Consider the following 19,100-nt stretch of genomic DNA (forward strand, 5'->3'; position numbering starts at 1 on the left):
TTAAGTATACAGCCAAAAATTTAAACAATGAAACCAGAATTTGAAAATATTCCACTTGTAAAAAATGAATCAAAAAAGAGATTCGAAATTGAAGTAAATGGCCATTTTGCTTTCATTGATTACCGTGAAACCGACAGTCAGATCATTTTAATTCATACGGAGGCTGACCCAGAATTGGCAGGTACCGGAGCCGCCGTAGCAGTTGTAGAGAAAACATTGGTTTACATTGAAGAAAGTCTTAAAAAATTACTCCCGTTTTGTCCTTATGTTTTTGCTTACATTAAAAAGCATCCGGAATGGAAACGCATTGTGGACGTAACGTTTGAAAGATATGACCAGCTTTAATATCTAAAAAAGCTAAATAATTTAATTAAATAACACCAGCAATCGTAAAGAATCATAATTATGTCAAATATTGGACTTATCATAGAAGAAAAAGCCGCAGATATAGGAAACTTTTTAGTCGGAAGACTTTTACCTTTCCGTGAAAAAAGAGCGGTAGGCCCATTTGTTTTTATAGATCACATGGGACCGTCAGAATTAAAAGATTATCAAAATCTGGATGTACCACCTCATCCCCATATCGGACTATCCACTTTAACTTATCTTCTGGAAGGATCTATTTTTCACCGTGACAGTATCGGAAGTGCCATGGAAATAAAACCGGGAGCCGTCAACTGGATGACAGCAGGAAAGGGAGTGGTACATTCCGAAAGAACTCCGGAATATTTAAGAGAAACTGATAAAAAATTACATGGTTTTCAAATCTGGGTAGGCCTTCCAAAACATCTGGAGCAAAGTGAACCGACGTTCCATCATACGGAGGCAGATGAACTTCCGGTTTGGGAAAATGGAGACATCCACTACAAACTAATTGCCGGAGAAGCCTTTGGAAAAAAATCTCCCGTTCCCGTTCATAGTAAGCTTTTTTTCATTGAGATAAAAACAAAATCGGCACAAAAAATCAGCATCGGACAGGACTTGTACGGTGAAGCGGCCATGTATGTTCTGGATGGCACTGTAAATATCGAAGGAAACACCTATGGCTCGAAACAATTGCTTATTGCAAAGGATACCAAGCTATGTGAGTTTGAAATGAGCGAAAATGCAACCGTCTATCTTTTCGGAGGCGAACCCTTTGAAGAAGAGCGCTTTATATTCTGGAATTTCGTAAATTCGGATAGAGAAGTAATTGATCAGGCTAAGGTAAACTGGAATGACCAGAACCACGATGCTTTTCCTTTAGTTCCAGGAGATGAGGACGAATTTGTTCCGCTTCCTAAAGCAATTCTGAACAGAAAATAATTCCGGACAGAAATTTTATAACGACAAGACACCATGAAAATATTAGCATTTGCGGGAAGTAGCTCTTCCACCTCTATCAACAGAGAACTGGTTAAATTTGTTTTGAAGGATTTTCAAAATGAAGATATTAATTTAATTGACCTTAACGATTATACAATGCCTGTTTTTTCTGTAGATCTTGAAAAAAAAGGATTCCCGGATGCTGCACATGAATTCTTAAAAAGAATCGAAGACTGTGATGTTATTATTTGTTCCCTGGCCGAACATAACAGATCATACAGCGCTGCTTTTAAAAATATATTTGACTGGGCTTCAAGGATTAATGTAAAGGTTTTTCAGAACAAGCCCATGCTTCTCATGAGCACCTCACCGGGTGGTTATGGTGGTGGAAATGTAATGAATACAGCCAAAACGTTCTTCCCCCAGTTCGCAGCGGATATTAAGGAAACCTTCTCCTTACCGAAATTCTATGAAAACTTTGATTTGGAAAGTGGTGTCATAAATCCGGATATGCTCAAAGAGCTGAATGAAAAAATCAAAAATTTTAAAACAGAGATTACAAACTGATGACCAAAGGAAGACTGGAAGCGTTCAGTGATGGTGTTTTAGCCATTATCATTACCATTATGGTACTGGAACTTAAAGTACCGGAAGGTGACAGCTGGGCAAGTCTCAAACCGATTATCCCAAAAGTTCTGGCTTATGCCTTTAGTTTTATCTATGTGGGAATTTATTGGAACAATCATCATCACTTGTTCCAGGCAGCCAAAAAGATCAACGGAACTATTCTTTGGGCAAATTTGCATTTGCTGTTCTGGCTCTCTTTAATGCCGATTGCTACGGAATGGATAGGTACTACACATTTCGCTAAAAACCCGGTTGCTGCCTATGGAATCGGATTGTTCATGTGCGCCATAGCCTATACAATTATGGAAAACTTAATTGTCCGCTGTGAGGGAGAGAATTCGAAGTTAAAAGAAGCTATCCATTCCAGGTTTAAGGAATATATTTCAATTGTATTTTATATATCCGGAATCGCGACTTCATTTTTTTATCCTTATATTGCTCTATGTTTTTATTACATTGTTGCTCTTATATGGCTGATTCCGGACAGAAGAATCGAAAAATTACTAAAAGAAGAATAATGGAAACACACGAATATACCAACGGAGATCTTACCGTAGTCTGGATGCCTAAGAAATGTATCCACTCTGCAGTTTGTGTAAAAATGTTACCCCAGGTTTATAATCCAAAGGACAGACCATGGATCAAGGTAGAAAACGCAACAACTCAGGAACTCATCAATCAAATAGAACAATGTCCTTCCGGGGCATTGAGTTACAAAATCAATACTGAAAAATAATGGGCGTAACAGTAAAAGCAAGTTTAGGAAAAACAAAATACTATACAGAAGTAGTAGCCGGTGAAAATAAAATCATCACGGATGAACCTTTAGATAAAGGAGGGCAAAACAAAGGATTCAACCCCTTTGAAATTCTTGCCACTTCTTTGGCAAGCTGTACTGCTGCAACCTTAAGAATGTATATTGAAAGGAAGGAATGGGATGTGGAAAAAATCAACGTAGAGGTTGATCTGGAAAATTTCCCCCTTACCAAAAGAGCTGTTTTTAAAAGAGATATCAGCTTTGAAGGAACCAACCTCGATGACGAACAATTGAAAAGGCTGCATACGATTGCTGATGCGTGTCCGATACATAAGATACTAACAAACGATATAGAAATATTAACCAAATTTTCATAATATGATAGAGGTAAAACAAAACAACGACGAAAAACACGGAAGTTTTGAGGCTTTCATAGACGGAAACCGCGCAGGGCTAATGACATACACCTGGGCAGGAGACGAAAGATTCATTATTGATCATACGGAAGTAGAGGAAGCTTACAACGGAAAAGGCGTTGGCAAAGAAATGGTTTTAGCGGCGGTAGATTTCGCAAGAAAACAAGGCAAAAAAATAATTGCACTTTGTCCTTTTGCGAAAGCTACTTTCCAGAAAAACGAAGATCTTCAGGACGTCGTAGTCTAGTTAACAGGAAAAGGAAGATGAAAAACCTTTCAGGACAGATCCCTGAAAGGTTTTTCTTTTTTATCAGAAGATAAAAAAACTATATTTGTAAAATTTTAATTACAAAAATATGTCTCCAATTATATTACTGTCCATTATCGTTGTATACTTTGCGCTGCTTCTCTGGGTAGCTTATAAAACCGGTAAAGGAAGTGACAACGAGAGTTTCTTCATTGGAAACCGTAAAAGTAATTGGATGCTTGTTGCCTTTGGAATGATAGGCACTTCACTTTCCGGAGTAACTTTTGTGAGCGTTCCGGGAGCTGTGGGTAAAGACAGTTTCTCCTATCTGCAGATTACTCTGGGCTATCTTATCGGGTATATTACCGTTGCATATGTATTGCTTCCTTTGTATTACCGTCTTAAACTCACTTCCATCTACGGCTATCTTCAGCAGAGAATGGGACAGCTTTCTTACAAATCAGGAGCCTGGATATTTATTGTTTCGAGATTGGTAGGAGCTACAGCAAGATTGTACCTGGTTGTCAATATCCTACAGGTAACCATATTAGACAGCTTAGGAGTTCCGTTCATTGTGACCACTCTCATCATTCTGGCCATGATTATTTTATATACCTATGAAGGAGGGGTAAAGACCATTGTGTGGACCGATACCCTGCAGACTTCATGTATGCTTCTGGGACTGATTATCTGCACCATCTACATGCTGAACCACCTGGATCTTAGCGTTGGACAGAGTTTGAGTGCCATGAGTAGTAAAGGTTATACAAAAATATTCGAAATGGATTTTAATTCTCCGGGGTTCTTTATCAAACAGATTCTTGCGGGAGCATTTATTACCATCACCATGACCGGAATCGATCAGGAAATGATGCAGAAAAGTCTTTCTGTAACGAAGCTGAAGGATTCTCAGAAAAATATGGTAACCTTAGGATTTATTTTGTTAGGAGTAATTTCATTGTTCCTGTATATGGGAGGCCTTCTTTATCTTTTTGGAGAGAGCCAGGGAGGTCACCTTACAGAAGTCATTGTAGATGGTATCCCCAAAAAGGAGTTTATACTGAACGGGAAAGATATTTTTGGAGATAAGATTTTCCCTGAAGTGGCATTAAACCATATGCCTGGGTTTATTTCAATTATCTTCATCATTGCTTTAATTTCAGCTTTATTTCCAAGTGCAGACGGAGCCATGACAGCACTTACCTCCTCTTTGTGTATTGATATCTTTGGAATGAAGGAAAAGAAAGAATGGACAGATCATAAAAAGGAGAAATTCCGTAAAAATGTTCACCTTCTGGTAGCGCTTTCTTTCCTGGTTATGGTAATTATTTTCAAGATCATCAATGATAATTCCATGATCGGATTGATCCTGAAATTAGCAGGATTTACATACGGACCTCTTTTAGGACTTTTCGCTTTTGGTATTTTTACTACATACAAGGTTAAAGACAAACTTGTTCCTTATGTTTGTATTGCAGCACCTATTATATCCTATTTTATTGATAAGTATCAGACGTCTATTTTCGGAGACTTTAAAATAGGACTGGAATTACTGATCATCAACGGACTATTAACATTCCTGGGGCTTTTAATCATCAGAAAAAAATAAAATCAATAACCAAACTCAAAATAATTAATACATACCATGAAAAAAATCTTTCAGCTTTTATTGGGTCTTTTGGCTTTCAGCTTTGTGTCAGCACAGGAAAACTTTGAAGTTTCAACCCTTAGAATAGGCCCTTATAAAGTATTTATGAAAAGTGCGGAGATAGAAAAAATTTCAGGAACAAAACTGAAAATAACCGACGGAGAATATAAAAACTCTGTAAAATACAATGGTGAAATCCTTATGATCAGCACCAGCCAGGAATATGATAATGATGGAAAAGAAACTAATGGATATAGTATATATGGCATTTCCACAACCAGCAAAAAATTCAGAACCAAAAGTGGTATTGGTGTAGGCAGTACAAAAGATGAGATTATTAATGCTTACAAAAATTATCCAAGCTATAGTGCATATCCGGGATGGGATGATAAGGGCAAGCCCATTAAAAATCAAAGTTATTTCATTCTGAACGACAGTGATGCCTCAACCATATTGTCTTTTAAATTGGTTGATAATATTGTTACCGAGATTTCAGTATCGCTTAATGAAGGCTGCTAAAAGCTTCAAATCTTTAAATAATTCAAAATCCGGGCATTCCGTCCGGATTTTGAATTTCCATAAGCCAGTAAAAAATCGTAAATTCGCGTGCAAATAAATCAGATATAATGAGTAAAAGTATCGAAGAGTTGAAATCTCTTACTACACAAATCAGAAGAGACATTTTAAGAATGGTTCACGCTGTTAATTCAGGACACCCTGGTGGAAGCTTAGGATGTACGGAATTCTTTACAGCGCTTTATGGAAAAGTATTGAACTATCATCTTCCTTTCACTATGGAAGGTAAAAATGAGGATCATTTCTATCTTTCCAATGGCCACATTTCACCTGTTTTTTATTCTACTTTGGCTAGATTTGGCTTTTTCCCGGTTGAGGAATTAAAGACTTTCAGAAAGCTTGATTCAAGATTACAGGGACACCCGACTACTCATGAGGGATTACCTGGAATCCGTATTGCTTCAGGTTCTTTGGGACAAGGACTTTCTGTAGCTTTAGGGGCTGCCTTAGGTAAAAAATTAGACGGAGATAAATCATTGGTTTACTCACTTCATGGTGATGGTGAATTACAGGAAGGACAAATCTGGGAAGCTTTAATGTTTGCTGCGGCAAAGAAAGTGGATAATATTATTTCTACGATCGATTACAATGGTCGTCAGATCGATGGTGACACTGATGATGTATTGAGTTTAGGTGATCTGCATGCTAAACTGGAAGCATTTGGATGGACTGTATTAGAAGAGAAAAACGGGAACGACCTTGAAGCGGTGATTGCTATTCTTGAAAAAGCAAAAACAGAAACAGGTAAACAAAAACCGGTAGCGATCCTTCTTCATACTGAAATGGGCTATGGAGTGGATTATATGATGGGAAGTCATGCTTGGCATGGTAAAGCGCCTAATGACGAGCAATTAGACACAGCATTTAAGCAACTTTACCTGGAAGCTCCTGCAGATTACTAATATCTTTGATTGTCACAATTATCAAGTATTCCATGAAAAAATTCATCATAATCTGCTTGCTTACAAGCTTTATTTTAGGAGTCGCTCAAGAGAAGAAAATTTCTTTCTCTAAAGTGTTTAATTATCAAATGATTGATAAGAAAGCTTCTTTACCTACCCTAAAGATGTATGCAAGTAAGAATAATGAATTTCTCACCCGTCTGAACATTAAAGAGATTCCCATGTATTATTATACCGACGCATTGGGAACAAGCACGGTTTCATTAGAAATGAACAGCCGGCTTACCGGTTCAGGTTTGAGTGCTTTGATGTATTTGGGGTACAGTGGCTATGATTATGGAGAAAAGGAAGAGTATACTTTGGAAGCCAGAAAACTGGATACAAAAGAAACTATTCTGGGAATGCCCTGCTCACATTATCTGGTCAACTACCGTTCAAAAGATGGAACGAAAAAGGAAAATGAAGATTTAAAATTGTGTATTGATGATCAATCGTCTATCAATAACATGTCTGTATTTAACGGACTTTTGAATCAGTATCTTCCGGGCGTAAAAATGAAGAGCTCCGGCCTGAAAGGCCTTATTTTAAAAGTGGGTCCTGAAAAAACGTATGATAAAGAATACTTTGTACTGGAATCGGTAAAAGATTCTCAAGATCAGGTATTTTTTGATCATAGAAAAGCAATGATGGACAGACAAAGAAAACAGGACTCTCTGATGATTGCCTATAAAAAGCAGGAAGAAGAATATGCAAAGGCTGATTCCGTATATGCAACAACTGATTCTACCGCTATCGTAGCTGATTCTGCTGCTACAGCCGCAGTTCCATATGCTGATGAGACTTATTATTATATTCCCGACTATGTTTCTTCATATAAGGAGAACCAGGATGAAGACGGAAGCTTGGCTATTGCAAACATTCCGGCTGAAACTCTTTGGAAAGGACTGCCTAAGCATTGTAAAAATTTAGAAAAAGATCTTCCAACCTTTAAGCTTAAAGAAGTAAAAGGACATTTGAGAAATTATGTGGGTCAGATGTGTGATATGTATCTTACACAATCGACAGGACACAATGTAGGTATCAAACTTACTTTGGATGAAATAAGGCGAGAAGTTCTATATCTTAATACTATTCAGGAAAAACTTGATCAATCTGATAAAAAGAAATTAAATAATTATTTAAAAACTCTAGATTAAAAAAATAAAAATGAAATATACATATACAGAAAAAAAGGACACACGTTCAGGATTCGGAGCCGGATTAGCTGAGCTTGCAGATAAAAATCCAAATGTAGTAGCACTTTGTGCAGACCTTATCGGATCTTTAAAAATGGAGAAATTCATTGAAAAGGCACCGGAAAGATTTTTCCAGGTAGGAATTGCTGAGGCCAATATGATCGGTATTGCTGCAGGTCTTAGTATTACAGGAAAAATTCCTTTTACCGGAACGTTTGCCAATTTCTCTACTTCCAGAGTATATGACCAGATCCGTCAATCTGTTGCCTATTCAGGAAAAAATGTAAAAATCTGTGCTTCACATGCCGGGCTTACATTAGGAGAAGACGGGGCTACGCACCAGGTTCTTGAAGACATTGGTATGATGAAAATGCTTCCTGGAATGACGGTAATCAATCCGTGTGATTACAACCAGACAAAAGCAGCTACTATTGCTATCGCTGATTTTGAGGGTCCTGTATACTTAAGATTTGGAAGACCTACCGTTCCAGTATTCATTCCTGAAGATATGCCTTTCGAAATCGGAAAAGGAATTATGTTGCAGGAAGGAACAGATGTAACAATCGTGGCAACCGGACATCTTGTTTGGGAGTCTCTTGTAGCTGCAGATGAGCTTGAAAAAGAAGGTATCTCTTGTGAGGTGATCAATATCCACACTATTAAGCCGCTTGATGAGGAAATCATCTTAAAATCAGTTGAAAAAACCGGCAAAATAGTAACTGCTGAAGAGCACAATTATTTAGGAGGTTTAGGAGAGTCAGTTGCGGGAATGTTGGCGAGAAAAAGACCAACAAGACAAGAATTTGTGGCAGTAAATGACACTTTCGGAGAGTCTGCTACTCCTGCTGAATTGATGAAGAAATACAAGATTGATGCTGCTGCTGTAAAAGAAGCCGTAAAAAGAATTTTAGAGAAATAATTTCTCTGACAAGTTTTATATACATAAAAGCATCCCATCTGGGATGCTTTTATTTTTTTACAGAAGCGTGTTCTGCTGTTATTTAAATTTCCGTTCTTCTTCCTTAATCGCTAAATCATTGATGCTGGCATATCTCTTTTTCATAAGTCCGTTTTCATCAAACTCCCAGTTCTCATTTCCATAGGCTCTGAACCACTCTCCATTTTTTGTCTGATATTCATATTCAAAACGTACGGCTATACGATTATCGGTATGTGCCCAGTATTCTTTCTTAAGCCTATAATTAAGCTCTTTTTCCCATTTATGACGGAGAAATTCAATGATCTCTTCTCTCCCGTTCACAAACTGGTCTCTGTTTCTCCATTCACTGTCTTGAGTATACGCTTTAGATACCCTTTCAGGATCCTGACTGTTCCAGGCATCTTCTGCTAACTGGATTTTTTCTTTTGCCGTTTCAAGGGTAAAAGGTGGAAGTGGGTGTTTCTGTTCCATTTTTATGGTATTAAATTGGTGATTATCTTTTTTGATTTTTCTATCAGTTCATTGGATCTAAACAACTGGCTTTCTATAATACTGCTCTCAAAAAGCATGTAAACATGATCACTGATTTCAGCATCATCCACTATTTTCATAAAGTAATTACGAAGATCTGTTTTATGATGTTGAATTACATTAAGAATCTTGGTATTATCAGTTGGAATTTCAGATAAGATATTGAGAAAGCTGCAGCCTCTGAAATTCTCTTTTCGATTCATGTCAATCAGGAAGTCAAAAGCAGCCATTACTTTCGATTTAGCACCTCTTTTCCCCGCCGTAAAGGTTTCAAGCTCACTGAACCAGTAAGTATGCCTGGTATTCAAAAACTCAACGCACAAATCTTCTTTGGACTTAAAATACTGATAAAAACTCGCTTTGGCTACACTCGCTTCTGAAATAATCTGATTGATCCCTGTAGAGTTGTATCCCTGGGTGGAAAATAATTTCATTGTCGTTGCTACGATCCTTTCTTTTGGAGATATCATAAATCAATATATTATTGAAACAAAGGTAGAAAAAAATAATAACATACAGACAGGTCTGTCTGTTAATTTTCAAATAAAAAAACCTTCATTACGAAGGCTTCTTATTTTTATTTGAAAAATTTCCATTTAGGAATTATTGCAAGCATCCCAAATCCTGTGAAGAGGAAAAGATTGGTAACATCCGTGTACAGGAATGTTGAAAGATAATAGTTGTGCATAAAAAAATGCAGAACCAGCAAAGCAGGAAAAGTAAATATGCCTATCTTCCTGTAAAAAAACATCAGTATTAGACTTATCATCATAAGAATGTCTATAGAAAAGATGACATAAAAATACCATCTGGGAATATTAAGGTATTCATGCTGCAGGTATTCATCTACATCTATCCCCAATCCCATGATTGTAAATAACATTAAAGATGCAAATGCTAAAATAAAACCCCATCCCTTCTTTGGGTCCTCATCAAAGTAACTGTATTCTTCCATAGGTACAAAAATAAAGAACTTATGAATCATATCATAAGTTCTTCTATAATTATTCGTTTAGAATTTGATTAAATAGAAATAGCGTTGATTAGTCTATTTTTATCACTTAAGTATTCTTCCATGGAAATCATACTTTCTGTTCTCATAACATCCTGAATATCGTCTATCTGATAGATAATTCTTTTCGCGTCTTCAGTATTCTTCGCTCTTACTTTACAGAAAATATTATATTTTCCAGAGATCACACTCGCCTCGATTACGTTTGGAAGAGTTGATAACTCTTTTAAAACTTCCTGAGTACGGTTTGATTTAGTTAAAAGAATTCCGATAAAAGCAGTAAAGTGATAATCCAACTTACCATAATCGATATTAAGGGATGATCCCAAAATAATACCTGCATCTTCCATTTTTTTCACTCTTACGTGAATTGTACCCGCAGACACATCCATCTGTTTAGCAATTTCAGTAAAAGGCATTCTTGTGTTTTCTACTAAGAAATCAAGAATCTTTTTGTCTATTTCGTCCAGTTGATAGTTCATATTAGTTAAATTACAATTTTTTTAAAAAATCTATGTATTTTTTGCAAATCTATAAAAAATAATTTAACTAAAAAAATTATAACAATAATTAACAATAATTAACACGGATGATAAAAATCATTAAAATATTCAAATTATTTACCCATTGCTTTTAGGGAATCTGTTTTTATTTCTTTTCCAGTCTCTACAGGTTTTTTGTCTTTTTTCTTTCTTTTAAACAAAGAATTGAAGCTTTTACTCCACACAACACCGCCTCCATAGGCTTGATTTGCAGATCCGTTAGTGCCTGCACCTACCACACCCATTCCGATATTCGTAGGTTTAGAGTAACCTCTTAAAACTAAACTTCCGTCATTTTTCTTAGAAATATCGTATTCAATAGATCCCTCTCCGGAGAGATAATTAGCTTCCGTACTCTCTGTTTTTGTTAAAGGAATACCTAAACCTGTCTTCACTTTAATCCTTGGAGAAAGTGCAAAGCTTACACCGGCGTTCGCCCGGTCTCCTGTATTGGAGTTCTGGTCTCCTTTTACATAATTCAGGTCAATCTGAAATTCGTTACTCATTGTATTAAGAACAGATCCCAATTGCTTTAAAAGCATATTATACCCGGATGATTCCGCTACACCGGCAACATCTACACCCACACCTCCGGTATTTGAAATATTAAAACTATTCAATAGCAATATAGATCCGAACTGCAATACTTTTTCTCCCTCCTGGCTCATTTTTGCAGCTAAGGTTTCTTTTACCTGGCTGGAAACGTCCAAAGCAGAAACATCGAGGTCAATTTTAGGATCCGTCAATGACTGTGTAATATTTGCCTGTAATAAGATACTGATTGGCTGAAGGCTACCCATATTCAAATATTGCCCTGCATTTGAAACCATCCTTACATAATTCGCCGTAATATTAAGTGCAGGCCTCATTGCATCACCATCCCAACGGATACTGCTTCCTTTTTCTATCTGGAATGTTTTATTAAGAATAGCTTTTGAAACGAAAGTACCATTTTCTACCTTATAAGTTCCTCCCATTGCAATAGCCCCTTGTCTGTTCATGAGGAATTTTAAGTTTTGAGCCTCCCCTTTTACCGTAATATTACCTACATCATCTCCTACCAATACATTTACAGTCGTTCCCTTATCTACATCAAGAGAAAAGTCTATATTCATATTGGCTCCCGTCTTTTTCTTTTCTTCAAGAGTTACCAATCCGTCTTTTCCTTCTTTTAGGAACCTCAGCATTTTGAACTCCTCAACATTGGAAGTTGAACCTGAGTTAAAGGTAAATGTACTTCCGCTAAGAGCCTTCATATTTGGCGTGGATATACTGAGACCAGACACAGGACCGTCAATATAGAGATCCCCTTGTCCATATACTCTACCCCAGAAAAGATCTAGATCTTTTTGAGTGCTGTTCAGGACTAAAAGATTATCAGCCCTCATTACAAGGTTGACTCCCATTGAAGAAAGGGTTTCAAACTGAATTGCCCCCGAAATATTACCTTTAGAATTGGATCGCCCGTCATGAACTTCAATATTATTTAAAATTGCCAATCCTTTTGATAGTGGAATGACTGTATCGTCAAACGAATAGTCTACTCCTGTAAACAAAAGTTTTAATCCAAAATCTTTTAAAGCTATATCACCACTGTAGTCAAGATTCTTTAAGGTACCGTTTATTTTAAGGTCCCCTGTTGCCTTACCTCTAAGGTTTCCGAAGATAGACTGCACAAACTGCTGAGCAAATGAAATATTAAAATCCCTCATTTCCGCTACCAGATCAATCGTTGGAGAAGCAGTGTTGTTATTTACAGTTCCGGTAAGATTCAAATTATTATTTCCCAGCACTCCTGCTGATGTTACTTTTACATCAATATCGTAAACATTAAGCGAGAAGCCATTGGTTGCAGAGATGGTAAGATCTCCCATATCCGTTCCGTTCATCTTGATATCATCAACCGTTAAATCCACCAAAGGTTGTAAGGTGCTCTTATCCATCCTTATTTTCACACTTCCGTTTGCCAGCCCTTTGATGTCCATGGAATTCCCACCAGACTGCATTTCCAGAAGCTTTTCAATGGCAAAATCATTGATATCTGCATCTACATAAAAATCTTTAGCAGATTTGAAGGTAGATTCTTTAATAAACAGAACACTTTTATCCGAATATATTTTCAAATTACTGATTTCAAAGTCACTGGTCTTCTTCCTGTAAGTAATTGAGTGATTCAATTCAGGACTTGTATCTATGGCCCAGGTTACATCATTGAATTTTACTTCAGTAGGATCAAATTTAAAAACAAAATCACCTCCGGCATTGGTAGATTGATTAACGTTAATCGCATATTCTTTAAGATTATCATCCAGTTCATCTGCCGGACTGCCATGTTTAAATTTGGTTGCTAAATGTAATATGGAATTGTTTTCATTTTTACCACTAAGCGTGATGTCTTTAAGGATATTATTATTGTATTGTACCTTATTTATTTTAGCGTACAATTGTTCATCCAGGTTAGCCGTATTTATTCTTACCATTACACTATCCACTAAAGCACTGTCTCTGGTAATATTTCCTCTCTCGTTTATTTTATAAGCAGGATTAGCTTCTGCCAATGCCTTATCGGCTTCTGTAACCTCCGCTTCTTTGGTCATTATATACTTTAGGGAGGAAGCATCTACATTCAACCTAAGATTGTTGGCATTTCCATCATATTCCCCTTCTACTACAGCACCTTGAGGCAACTTAAGATCCGGCAGGAAATAGCTTACCAATCCTTGCTGAACATCAAAATTCATGGCAAAATTTTGTCCGCGATACAACTTTCTGGGTGGCGGCCCTACCAGGATTTTCCCCAATCCGTTTTCTACCATTCCGGTAAGATCAGCCAGGTTATACTTCCCTGATATTTTTCCATTTACAGCTCCCGGAGCATCAACGGAAATAATCCTGCTACCCGATTCTATAAATGTTTTGAGTTTAGCATTGGGAATGATATATTTTTGCGTTGCTGTAGCAAAATTAATGTTATTAGCCTCTACATCCATCGCCAGGTCATTAATGGTGGCCATGGACATTTTTCCAATTACCTGTCCGCTTACCACCTGACTTCCGGGCTTATCTGTAAAATAATTCATGTTCAGGTAGTTCACATCAGCATTTACATCCATAGCGATTCGCGAAGTGCTGAAGTCAATAAGACCTTTTACAGTAGCCTTAGCCTGCTCATCATTGACAGTAATGGTTCCGTTATACTTCTTGTGATCCAGTAAGCCATCCAGATAGAGGTTATTAATTTCCTTATTCATGATCTCAACCTTCGAAATCTGAGATTTTGTGGTCAACCTCATGGTATTAACATCAAAGCTTTGTCCGGTAATATCAAATTTCCCGGAAATTAAACCCACAGCCTTATTTTTTGTAATTACGGAAACATTCAGATCTGTTGCTTCTACATATCCTGCATATTTTGGCATAGCTGTACTATAGCCGGACAAAGTAAGTTTTGTAATCCTGGCCTGTCCGATTCCGGTCATCAGATTTCCGTTCGGAATAAAGATTTGATCAGGGTTTACTCTTGCCGCTCCGTTATACTTCAGCCTTCCGAAATCATCTGCAAAATTCTTCATCTTTTTTGAAATGAATGAAGGCATCATGGCCTTTAGATCCACGTAGGTAAAATCAGTAGAAAGATTGTTGGTTTCGATCTGGAAGTTTCCTTTCAGAAGGTTATTGACCTTCATCGTCTGCGTTGCTATATTGACGTCAGGGTTTCTGATAAGGAAATTTTCAAGATAAAATTTATTCAGCGGGCCATTCATTTTCCCGGAGACATTGAAAGGTTTAAAATTATCCCAGTTGGTGACAAAATAACTGATATCATATCCGCTCAACTGGCTTCCCTGTTTAAGATTCATGTCCCATCGTACCCGGTCTGCAAAATCCGCCCAAGATCCGTTATTGAGGTTAAATTTAATATCTCCCTGCAAAAGGGTATGATCTGTATTTATCGTTAAATCTTTAAGAGAAAGATGTTTATGGGTTAAAGATAATTCCGTCGAGAAGGTGTCCACAAAATGAGATTTTCCCCATCGTGTTGTAACGAAGGACATATTATTGATCAACGCAGAAACATCAGGTCCACTCACTTTAAGATTAGGAGCCTTCAGGTTGAATTTAGTCGCAGTAAGCCACTTCCCTGCTTCTCCCGGAGAGTTTTGGTTAACGATAGAAACTTTAGAGTCAATGATTTGTATGCGAGAATTCAATTCAAAAGCCGGCTTTTTCGGATCCCTTTTCTTACCGTTATCAAATAATTGGGTAAAACGAATAAAATTTGAAATGCTATCTCCTTTATATGTAATTACTTTAACATCGGCATTAATCATCGTAAGGGAATTAAAGCTCAAAGAGTTGCTTTTCCCGGAAATAGCCCCTGCTGCCAGCGATAACCAGTCCGAATTTGCCCGGAACTCACGTGCCTTAATAAACTCTAATCCTTTATAATCTTTAACTTTTAATCCTTTGATGGTAACATTTCCAAAATAATTTACTTCCACACTTTCAGTGGACATATCTGCTTTAAAATCCTTATTGACAATCTGCAACGCCTGATCTGCAGCCCATTGTTTGGTAACAGGAAGATTAATAATAATGACAATAGCAACAACAACAGAAACGACCAACCAGAATAAAATAAGTAAAAGTCTCGCCCACCATGAATAGTTGGTAACATCTTTAGCGGCCTGTTTCCCAAATTCCTGAACAGTTTCCACCGGATGATGAACAGCATCGGAAGCAAGTTCAGAGGCTTCTTTTACCGTTTCTTTTACTTTTTCCTCAACATTTTCTACAGTCTTTTGTACCTGATCACTTAAGTTTTCAGTTACAGATTTTTTATTCTCATTTTCGTTATTATTCTCTAACTTTGCCATTATTATGAGCGAGTCTATAATTTTAGGTATCGAGTCGTCTTGTGACGACACATCAGCAGCTATCATCAAAGGGAACACTATTCTTTCTAATATTGCTGCCAATCAGGCTATTCACAAAGAATATGGAGGCGTTGTTCCTGAGCTGGCCTCAAGGGCCCATCAGCAAAACATCATTCCCGTTGTTGAAAAATCTCTCACCAAAGCAAATATACAACAAAATGCGATCTCTGCTATAGGATTTACACGCGGACCAGGACTTTTAGGTTCTCTTCTTGTGGGGACGTCTTTTGCTAAATCCCTGGCTATGAGTTTAGATGTCCCATTGATCGAGGTAAACCATCTCCAGGCTCACATTTTAGCGCATTTTATTGACGATGCAAATCCTATGCCGCCAAAATTCCCTTTTTTATGCCTTACGGTGAGTGGAGGACACACCATGATCGTTTTGGTAAAAGACTATTTCGATATGGAGATTATTGGTAAAACCACAGACGATGCAGCGGGAGAAGCATTTGATAAAATCGGAAAAATATTTGATCTTGATTATCCTGCAGGTCCTATTATCGACAAATTAGCGAGAGAAGGAAATCCCGACGCATTCAAATTCAACAAACCCAAACTGGAAAATTACGATTATTCCTTCAGCGGGATAAAAACTTCAGTACTCTACTTTATCCAGAAAGAGGTAAAAAAGAATCCTGACTTTATAAAGGAAAACCTCAACGATCTATGTGCTTCCGTACAGAAAGCCATCATTGAGATATTAATGAACAAGCTTGAAAAAGCCGCAAAAGAACTTAACATCACTGAAGTAGCCATTGCCGGCGGTGTATCAGCCAACTCAGAATTAAGAAAAGTAATGCAAGACAACCATCAAAAACTTGGGTGGAACATCTACATTCCAAAATTTGAATACACAACGGACAATGCAGCCATGATCGCTATGGTAGCACAACTCAAGTTCGAAAGAGGAGAATTTACAGATTTGAGAACGAGTGCAACATCGAAATATGATTTGTAATTTTTTGCTAAATTGTAAAGTTGCAAATTTGAAAATCGTAAAAGATGGATCAGTTTTACTTTGAAAAATTAGAAGTCTGGCAAAATGCCCGGCAATTGGTTAAGGAAATTTATATTGCAACTCAATCTTTCCCAGAAAGTGAGAGGTTTGGAATCACCGATCAAATCCGAAAAGCAAGTGTAAACATTACGGCTCATATAGCAGAAGGGGTGTTAAGAAAATCAAAGAAAGATAAATCCCGTTTTTTAGATACCGCTTTTGGCTCAACAATAGAAGTAATTAATTTTTTAATTCTTTCGCACGATCTGCAACTTTTAAATTATGAAGACTACCTTCATTTAAGAGGTCAGTCGGAATTCATTTCTAATCAAATTAATTCATTAAAGAAGTCCATCCATAATGAATCTTAGCCCTAATTAACAATTCAGCGATCAAAAGCTATCAACTTATGAAATTATTTCACGGACATATAGAAAACAATACCGTAACAATACATGATGAGGAACAACAACATATTGTAAAAGTTCTTCGCATGAAAAACGGAGAGGAAGTCCATGTAACAGATGGAAATGGAAATCTTGCCTTTGGAAAATTGATTTTGGAAGGTAAAAAAGCTCTTTTGGAGTTGTCCGACATCAAAACCGGACTTCCGGATTTCAATCCTAAACTCCATATCGCGATTGCTCCTACCAAAAATATTGACCGGATAGAGTTTTTTGTAGAAAAAGCTGTAGAAATGGGCATTTCCGAAATCAGTTTTTTAATAACTGAAAAGACAGAACGTAAAAATATCAACATTGATAAGATAAGAAAACAAGCTATTGCAGCTTCAAAACAAAGTCTGAGATTTCACTTTCCTGTCATTCATGATCCCGTAAAGTTTTCAGATTTTATAAAAGGTATATCCCCTGAAAGTACTTTTGTTGCTCATTGCCATGAAAACCTGGAGAGAATTGAGCTTAATCAAATTCCCACACTGGACCATTTCACTTTTCTTATTGGTCCTGAGGGTGATTTTTCTGAAAAGGAAATTCAAACTCTTGCAGATCAAAAAGTAAAAGCCGTGTCCCTTGGAAATCAAAGACTCAGAACCGAAACAGCAGGCATATTTGTCGCATCATGGAATTACCTTCATCTAAAATAGCTGCATAACATTACAAGCTTATCCTTTTTAAGCAACCAAATATTTTTTTCTAAACAGAGGTCTCAAAAGATGATAAGGGAAAAAGATGACAATCAGGAAATAATTTGCATTTTCAAATTCAGCTAAAACAAATATAGCTGTGTAAACATGAAAAATATAAAGGAATATTAAAAAGAAGGTAAGCAGTTTCCGATTAAAACCCCCAAGAAAACAAAGAAATTGCATCAAAATTCCTAATACAGTTATTACAATCCAAATATGATCATAGGCATAAATACTTTTAAATACAGGAGGTATTTGCATATCTGCCATCCAATAATTATCATAGGTATTAAGCTTTGCAGCATCTTTGCTAACCCAGGTGAGCTTATCCGTATTTTTAATCAAATTCTTTACCGTACCCAGGATTTTACTCATTCCCGCAAGGGTATAGGTCATTAGTATTCCCAAATAAAAGTATTGTACAAGTTTATAATCCTTGTCTTCTAATTCCTTTGGGAGTAAAAAAATACTAAGAAAAAATCCCAGAACGATGATGTGCCCATCGTGATGGACTCCAAAGTTGGCCGCAATAGGGAGATTAATAATAGCGACTAACAGAAAAATAAAAAAATTAAGAAGATAAGATGATCTGAAAACCGTAATAATCAAAAGAGCAGCACAGACGATCAAAAGTCCGGCAAAAACAAATGTCCCCGGAAATTCAGGAAAGATAAGCTTTTCAAGCTGAAAAACAGGTTCATAGATTGCCGCAGGTCTTTCTTTCAATCTGATAAATTCCAGATACTGTGCTACCAGCCAGTACAATCCGAAAAACCTTACCATGTAGTAGGCAACCTTATAATTGAATACAGTAATCTGAGGATAGTTCATCACAGTTTTACAATCAGTTTTTTGTTGATATTCATCTTTGCTTCTCCTATTTCCTTCGGACGATAAGTCTCTTTATAAAGAAGATAACCTTTATATTGAGGTTCAGTATCTTTTGCGAAAATCAGTAGCTTCCTCTTATTTTCTTCCTTGTTCACATTATCTTCTATTCTTTTACCATAGGTTCCCACGATTACAGCTTTGTCATTGGCATCATAGCTGCGGACGGATTTATTTACAATTCTAATGGTATCACTATCGGAGATTCCATAGAGTTTATATTGGTCTTCCGTAGCCTCTCCTCCGCTAGGCACTGTAAAAAGCTTCCAACTGAAAAACGGATATAATTCTTTATACCCTTTTTCCATGATAACTAAACTGATAAGGGACATTACAAAAGAAAAGATAAATAAATGTAGGGTATATTTTTTCATCAGATTAACAATGGGA

22 protein-coding genes are annotated in these 19,100 nt (G+C 36.8%); 15 read left to right on the plus strand and 7 right to left on the minus strand.

Going from position 1 to position 19,100, the window contains the following annotated elements; genetic code table 11:
* Positions 1-27: 27 nt before the first annotated feature.
* From AAEU33_RS00680 to AAEU33_RS00735, 12 genes are all read left to right on the plus strand, one after another.
* Positions 28-345: a GNAT family N-acetyltransferase gene (locus AAEU33_RS00680; protein WP_172283947.1), complete on the plus strand. Its 318-nt coding sequence runs from the start codon at positions 28-30 to the stop codon at positions 343-345.
* Positions 346-405: 60 nt separating this feature from the next.
* Positions 406-1,305: a pirin family protein gene (locus AAEU33_RS00685; protein ID WP_273650802.1), complete on the plus strand. Its 900-nt coding sequence runs from the start codon at positions 406-408 to the stop codon at positions 1,303-1,305.
* Positions 1,306-1,338: 33 nt separating this feature from the next.
* Positions 1,339-1,872 carry an NAD(P)H-dependent oxidoreductase gene (locus tag AAEU33_RS00690; protein WP_273650801.1) on the plus strand — a complete coding sequence of 178 codons (534 nt, stop codon included), beginning with the start codon at positions 1,339-1,341 and terminating at the stop codon, positions 1,870-1,872.
* Positions 1,872-2,450, plus strand: a complete 579-nt coding sequence (locus AAEU33_RS00695; RefSeq protein ID WP_345990473.1) for a TMEM175 family protein — start codon at positions 1,872-1,874, stop codon at positions 2,448-2,450. The genes AAEU33_RS00690 and AAEU33_RS00695 overlap by 1 nt, the downstream gene beginning before the upstream one ends.
* Positions 2,450-2,668: a (4Fe-4S)-binding protein gene (locus AAEU33_RS00700; RefSeq protein ID WP_273650800.1), complete on the plus strand. Its 219-nt coding sequence runs from the start codon at positions 2,450-2,452 to the stop codon at positions 2,666-2,668. The genes AAEU33_RS00695 and AAEU33_RS00700 overlap by 1 nt, the downstream gene beginning before the upstream one ends.
* Positions 2,668-3,066, plus strand: a complete 399-nt coding sequence (locus tag AAEU33_RS00705; RefSeq protein ID WP_172283938.1) for an OsmC family protein — start codon at positions 2,668-2,670, stop codon at positions 3,064-3,066. Before AAEU33_RS00700 ends, AAEU33_RS00705 begins: the two co-directional genes overlap by 1 nt.
* Position 3,067: 1 nt before the next feature.
* Entirely contained in the window at positions 3,068-3,352 is a 285-nt protein-coding gene (locus AAEU33_RS00710; RefSeq protein WP_172283936.1) for a GNAT family N-acetyltransferase, read from the plus strand.
* 109 nt (positions 3,353-3,461) lie between these two features.
* Positions 3,462-4,961 carry a sodium:solute symporter gene (locus tag AAEU33_RS00715; RefSeq protein ID WP_306614411.1) on the plus strand — a complete coding sequence of 500 codons (1,500 nt, stop codon included), beginning with the start codon at positions 3,462-3,464 and terminating at the stop codon, positions 4,959-4,961.
* Between the two features lie 36 nt (positions 4,962-4,997).
* A complete protein-coding gene (locus tag AAEU33_RS00720) occupies positions 4,998-5,519 on the plus strand; it encodes a hypothetical protein (RefSeq protein WP_172283933.1) in 522 nt (173 codons plus the stop codon).
* A gap of 104 nt (positions 5,520-5,623) precedes the next feature.
* Positions 5,624-6,478 carry a transketolase gene (locus tag AAEU33_RS00725; RefSeq protein WP_273651083.1) on the plus strand — a complete coding sequence of 285 codons (855 nt, stop codon included), beginning with the start codon at positions 5,624-5,626 and terminating at the stop codon, positions 6,476-6,478.
* Positions 6,479-6,510: 32 nt separating this feature from the next.
* Positions 6,511-7,674, plus strand: coding sequence for a hypothetical protein (locus AAEU33_RS00730; RefSeq protein WP_345990477.1), 1,164 nt, complete (start codon positions 6,511-6,513; stop codon positions 7,672-7,674).
* A 10-nt stretch (positions 7,675-7,684) separates the two neighbouring features.
* A complete protein-coding gene (locus AAEU33_RS00735) occupies positions 7,685-8,632 on the plus strand; it encodes a transketolase family protein (RefSeq protein ID WP_172283927.1) in 948 nt (315 codons plus the stop codon).
* A gap of 78 nt (positions 8,633-8,710) precedes the next feature.
* On the opposite strand, the gene AAEU33_RS00740 is transcribed toward AAEU33_RS00735, so the two are convergent.
* The 5 genes from AAEU33_RS00740 to AAEU33_RS00760 all read right to left on the minus strand — a co-directional run bounded on the left by AAEU33_RS00740 (position 8,711) and on the right by AAEU33_RS00760 (position 15,615).
* Entirely contained in the window at positions 8,711-9,124 is a 414-nt protein-coding gene (locus AAEU33_RS00740; RefSeq protein ID WP_172283926.1) for a nuclear transport factor 2 family protein, read from the minus strand.
* Between the two features lie 2 nt (positions 9,125-9,126).
* The gene (locus AAEU33_RS00745; RefSeq protein WP_345990479.1) at positions 9,127-9,654 is read right to left on the minus strand and encodes a TetR/AcrR family transcriptional regulator; all 528 of its coding nucleotides are present in this window, start codon (positions 9,652-9,654) and stop codon (positions 9,127-9,129) included.
* A 107-nt stretch (positions 9,655-9,761) separates the two neighbouring features.
* Entirely contained in the window at positions 9,762-10,169 is a 408-nt protein-coding gene (locus AAEU33_RS00750; RefSeq protein ID WP_345990481.1) for a hypothetical protein, read from the minus strand.
* A 38-nt stretch (positions 10,170-10,207) separates the two neighbouring features.
* A complete protein-coding gene (locus AAEU33_RS00755) occupies positions 10,208-10,678 on the minus strand; it encodes an AsnC family transcriptional regulator (RefSeq protein ID WP_089029148.1) in 471 nt (156 codons plus the stop codon).
* Between the two features lie 134 nt (positions 10,679-10,812).
* Positions 10,813-15,615 (minus strand): translocation/assembly module TamB, encoded by a 4,803-nt coding sequence (locus AAEU33_RS00760; protein ID WP_345990484.1) that lies wholly within the window; start codon positions 15,613-15,615, stop codon positions 10,813-10,815.
* 4 nt (positions 15,616-15,619) lie between these two features.
* Between AAEU33_RS00760 and tsaD the strand changes: the two genes are divergently transcribed.
* From tsaD to AAEU33_RS00775, 3 genes are read left to right on the plus strand one after another with little or no spacing between them, the layout of a single operon-like run.
* Complete coding sequence (tsaD, locus tag AAEU33_RS00765; protein WP_172283920.1) at positions 15,620-16,636, plus strand: tRNA (adenosine(37)-N6)-threonylcarbamoyltransferase complex transferase subunit TsaD; 1,017 nt, start codon at positions 15,620-15,622, stop codon at positions 16,634-16,636.
* 44 nt (positions 16,637-16,680) lie between these two features.
* A complete protein-coding gene (locus tag AAEU33_RS00770; RefSeq protein WP_345990486.1) occupies positions 16,681-17,046 on the plus strand; it encodes a four helix bundle protein in 366 nt (121 codons plus the stop codon).
* Positions 17,047-17,084: 38 nt separating this feature from the next.
* A complete protein-coding gene (locus AAEU33_RS00775; protein ID WP_345990488.1) occupies positions 17,085-17,780 on the plus strand; it encodes an RsmE family RNA methyltransferase in 696 nt (231 codons plus the stop codon).
* 27 nt (positions 17,781-17,807) lie between these two features.
* Here the strand turns inward: AAEU33_RS00775 and AAEU33_RS00780 are convergent, their stop codons facing one another.
* Both AAEU33_RS00780 and AAEU33_RS00785 read right to left on the minus strand, forming a co-directional pair.
* Positions 17,808-18,656: a hypothetical protein gene (locus AAEU33_RS00780; protein ID WP_345990491.1), complete on the minus strand. Its 849-nt coding sequence runs from the start codon at positions 18,654-18,656 to the stop codon at positions 17,808-17,810.
* Positions 18,653-19,084 (minus strand): hypothetical protein, encoded by a 432-nt coding sequence (locus AAEU33_RS00785; protein WP_345990493.1) that lies wholly within the window; start codon positions 19,082-19,084, stop codon positions 18,653-18,655. The genes AAEU33_RS00780 and AAEU33_RS00785 overlap by 4 nt, the downstream gene beginning before the upstream one ends.
* Between the last annotated feature and the right edge of the window lie 16 nt (positions 19,085-19,100).

The sequence above is a fragment of the Chryseobacterium sp. Chry.R1 genome, assembly GCF_039645525.1.
Classification (GTDB): Bacteria; Bacteroidota; Bacteroidia; order Flavobacteriales; family Weeksellaceae; genus Chryseobacterium; species Chryseobacterium proteolyticum.

Coding starts and splice junctions, on each gene's coding strand:
- AAEU33_RS00740 (WP_172283926.1), bottom strand. CDS start 9,124: ATGGAACAGAAACACCCACTTCCACCTTTTACCCTTGAAACGGCAAAA.
- AAEU33_RS00735 (WP_172283927.1), top strand. CDS start 7,685: ATGAAATATACATATACAGAAAAAAAGGACACACGTTCAGGATTCGGA.
- AAEU33_RS00700 (WP_273650800.1), top strand. CDS start 2,450: ATGGAAACACACGAATATACCAACGGAGATCTTACCGTAGTCTGGATG.
- AAEU33_RS00680 (WP_172283947.1), top strand. CDS start 28: ATGAAACCAGAATTTGAAAATATTCCACTTGTAAAAAATGAATCAAAA.
- AAEU33_RS00770 (WP_345990486.1), top strand. CDS start 16,681: ATGGATCAGTTTTACTTTGAAAAATTAGAAGTCTGGCAAAATGCCCGG.
- AAEU33_RS00685 (WP_273650802.1), top strand. CDS start 406: ATGTCAAATATTGGACTTATCATAGAAGAAAAAGCCGCAGATATAGGA.
- AAEU33_RS00785 (WP_345990493.1), bottom strand. CDS start 19,084: ATGAAAAAATATACCCTACATTTATTTATCTTTTCTTTTGTAATGTCC.
- AAEU33_RS00775 (WP_345990488.1), top strand. CDS start 17,085: ATGAAATTATTTCACGGACATATAGAAAACAATACCGTAACAATACAT.
- AAEU33_RS00720 (WP_172283933.1), top strand. CDS start 4,998: ATGAAAAAAATCTTTCAGCTTTTATTGGGTCTTTTGGCTTTCAGCTTT.
- tsaD (WP_172283920.1), top strand. CDS start 15,620: ATGAGCGAGTCTATAATTTTAGGTATCGAGTCGTCTTGTGACGACACA.
- AAEU33_RS00715 (WP_306614411.1), top strand. CDS start 3,462: ATGTCTCCAATTATATTACTGTCCATTATCGTTGTATACTTTGCGCTG.
- AAEU33_RS00760 (WP_345990484.1), bottom strand. CDS start 15,615: ATGGCAAAGTTAGAGAATAATAACGAAAATGAGAATAAAAAATCTGTA.
- AAEU33_RS00705 (WP_172283938.1), top strand. CDS start 2,668: ATGGGCGTAACAGTAAAAGCAAGTTTAGGAAAAACAAAATACTATACA.
- AAEU33_RS00745 (WP_345990479.1), bottom strand. CDS start 9,654: ATGATATCTCCAAAAGAAAGGATCGTAGCAACGACAATGAAATTATTT.
- AAEU33_RS00730 (WP_345990477.1), top strand. CDS start 6,511: ATGAAAAAATTCATCATAATCTGCTTGCTTACAAGCTTTATTTTAGGA.
- AAEU33_RS00750 (WP_345990481.1), bottom strand. CDS start 10,169: ATGATTCATAAGTTCTTTATTTTTGTACCTATGGAAGAATACAGTTAC.
- AAEU33_RS00695 (WP_345990473.1), top strand. CDS start 1,872: ATGACCAAAGGAAGACTGGAAGCGTTCAGTGATGGTGTTTTAGCCATT.
- AAEU33_RS00690 (WP_273650801.1), top strand. CDS start 1,339: ATGAAAATATTAGCATTTGCGGGAAGTAGCTCTTCCACCTCTATCAAC.
- AAEU33_RS00755 (WP_089029148.1), bottom strand. CDS start 10,678: ATGAACTATCAACTGGACGAAATAGACAAAAAGATTCTTGATTTCTTA.
- AAEU33_RS00710 (WP_172283936.1), top strand. CDS start 3,068: ATGATAGAGGTAAAACAAAACAACGACGAAAAACACGGAAGTTTTGAG.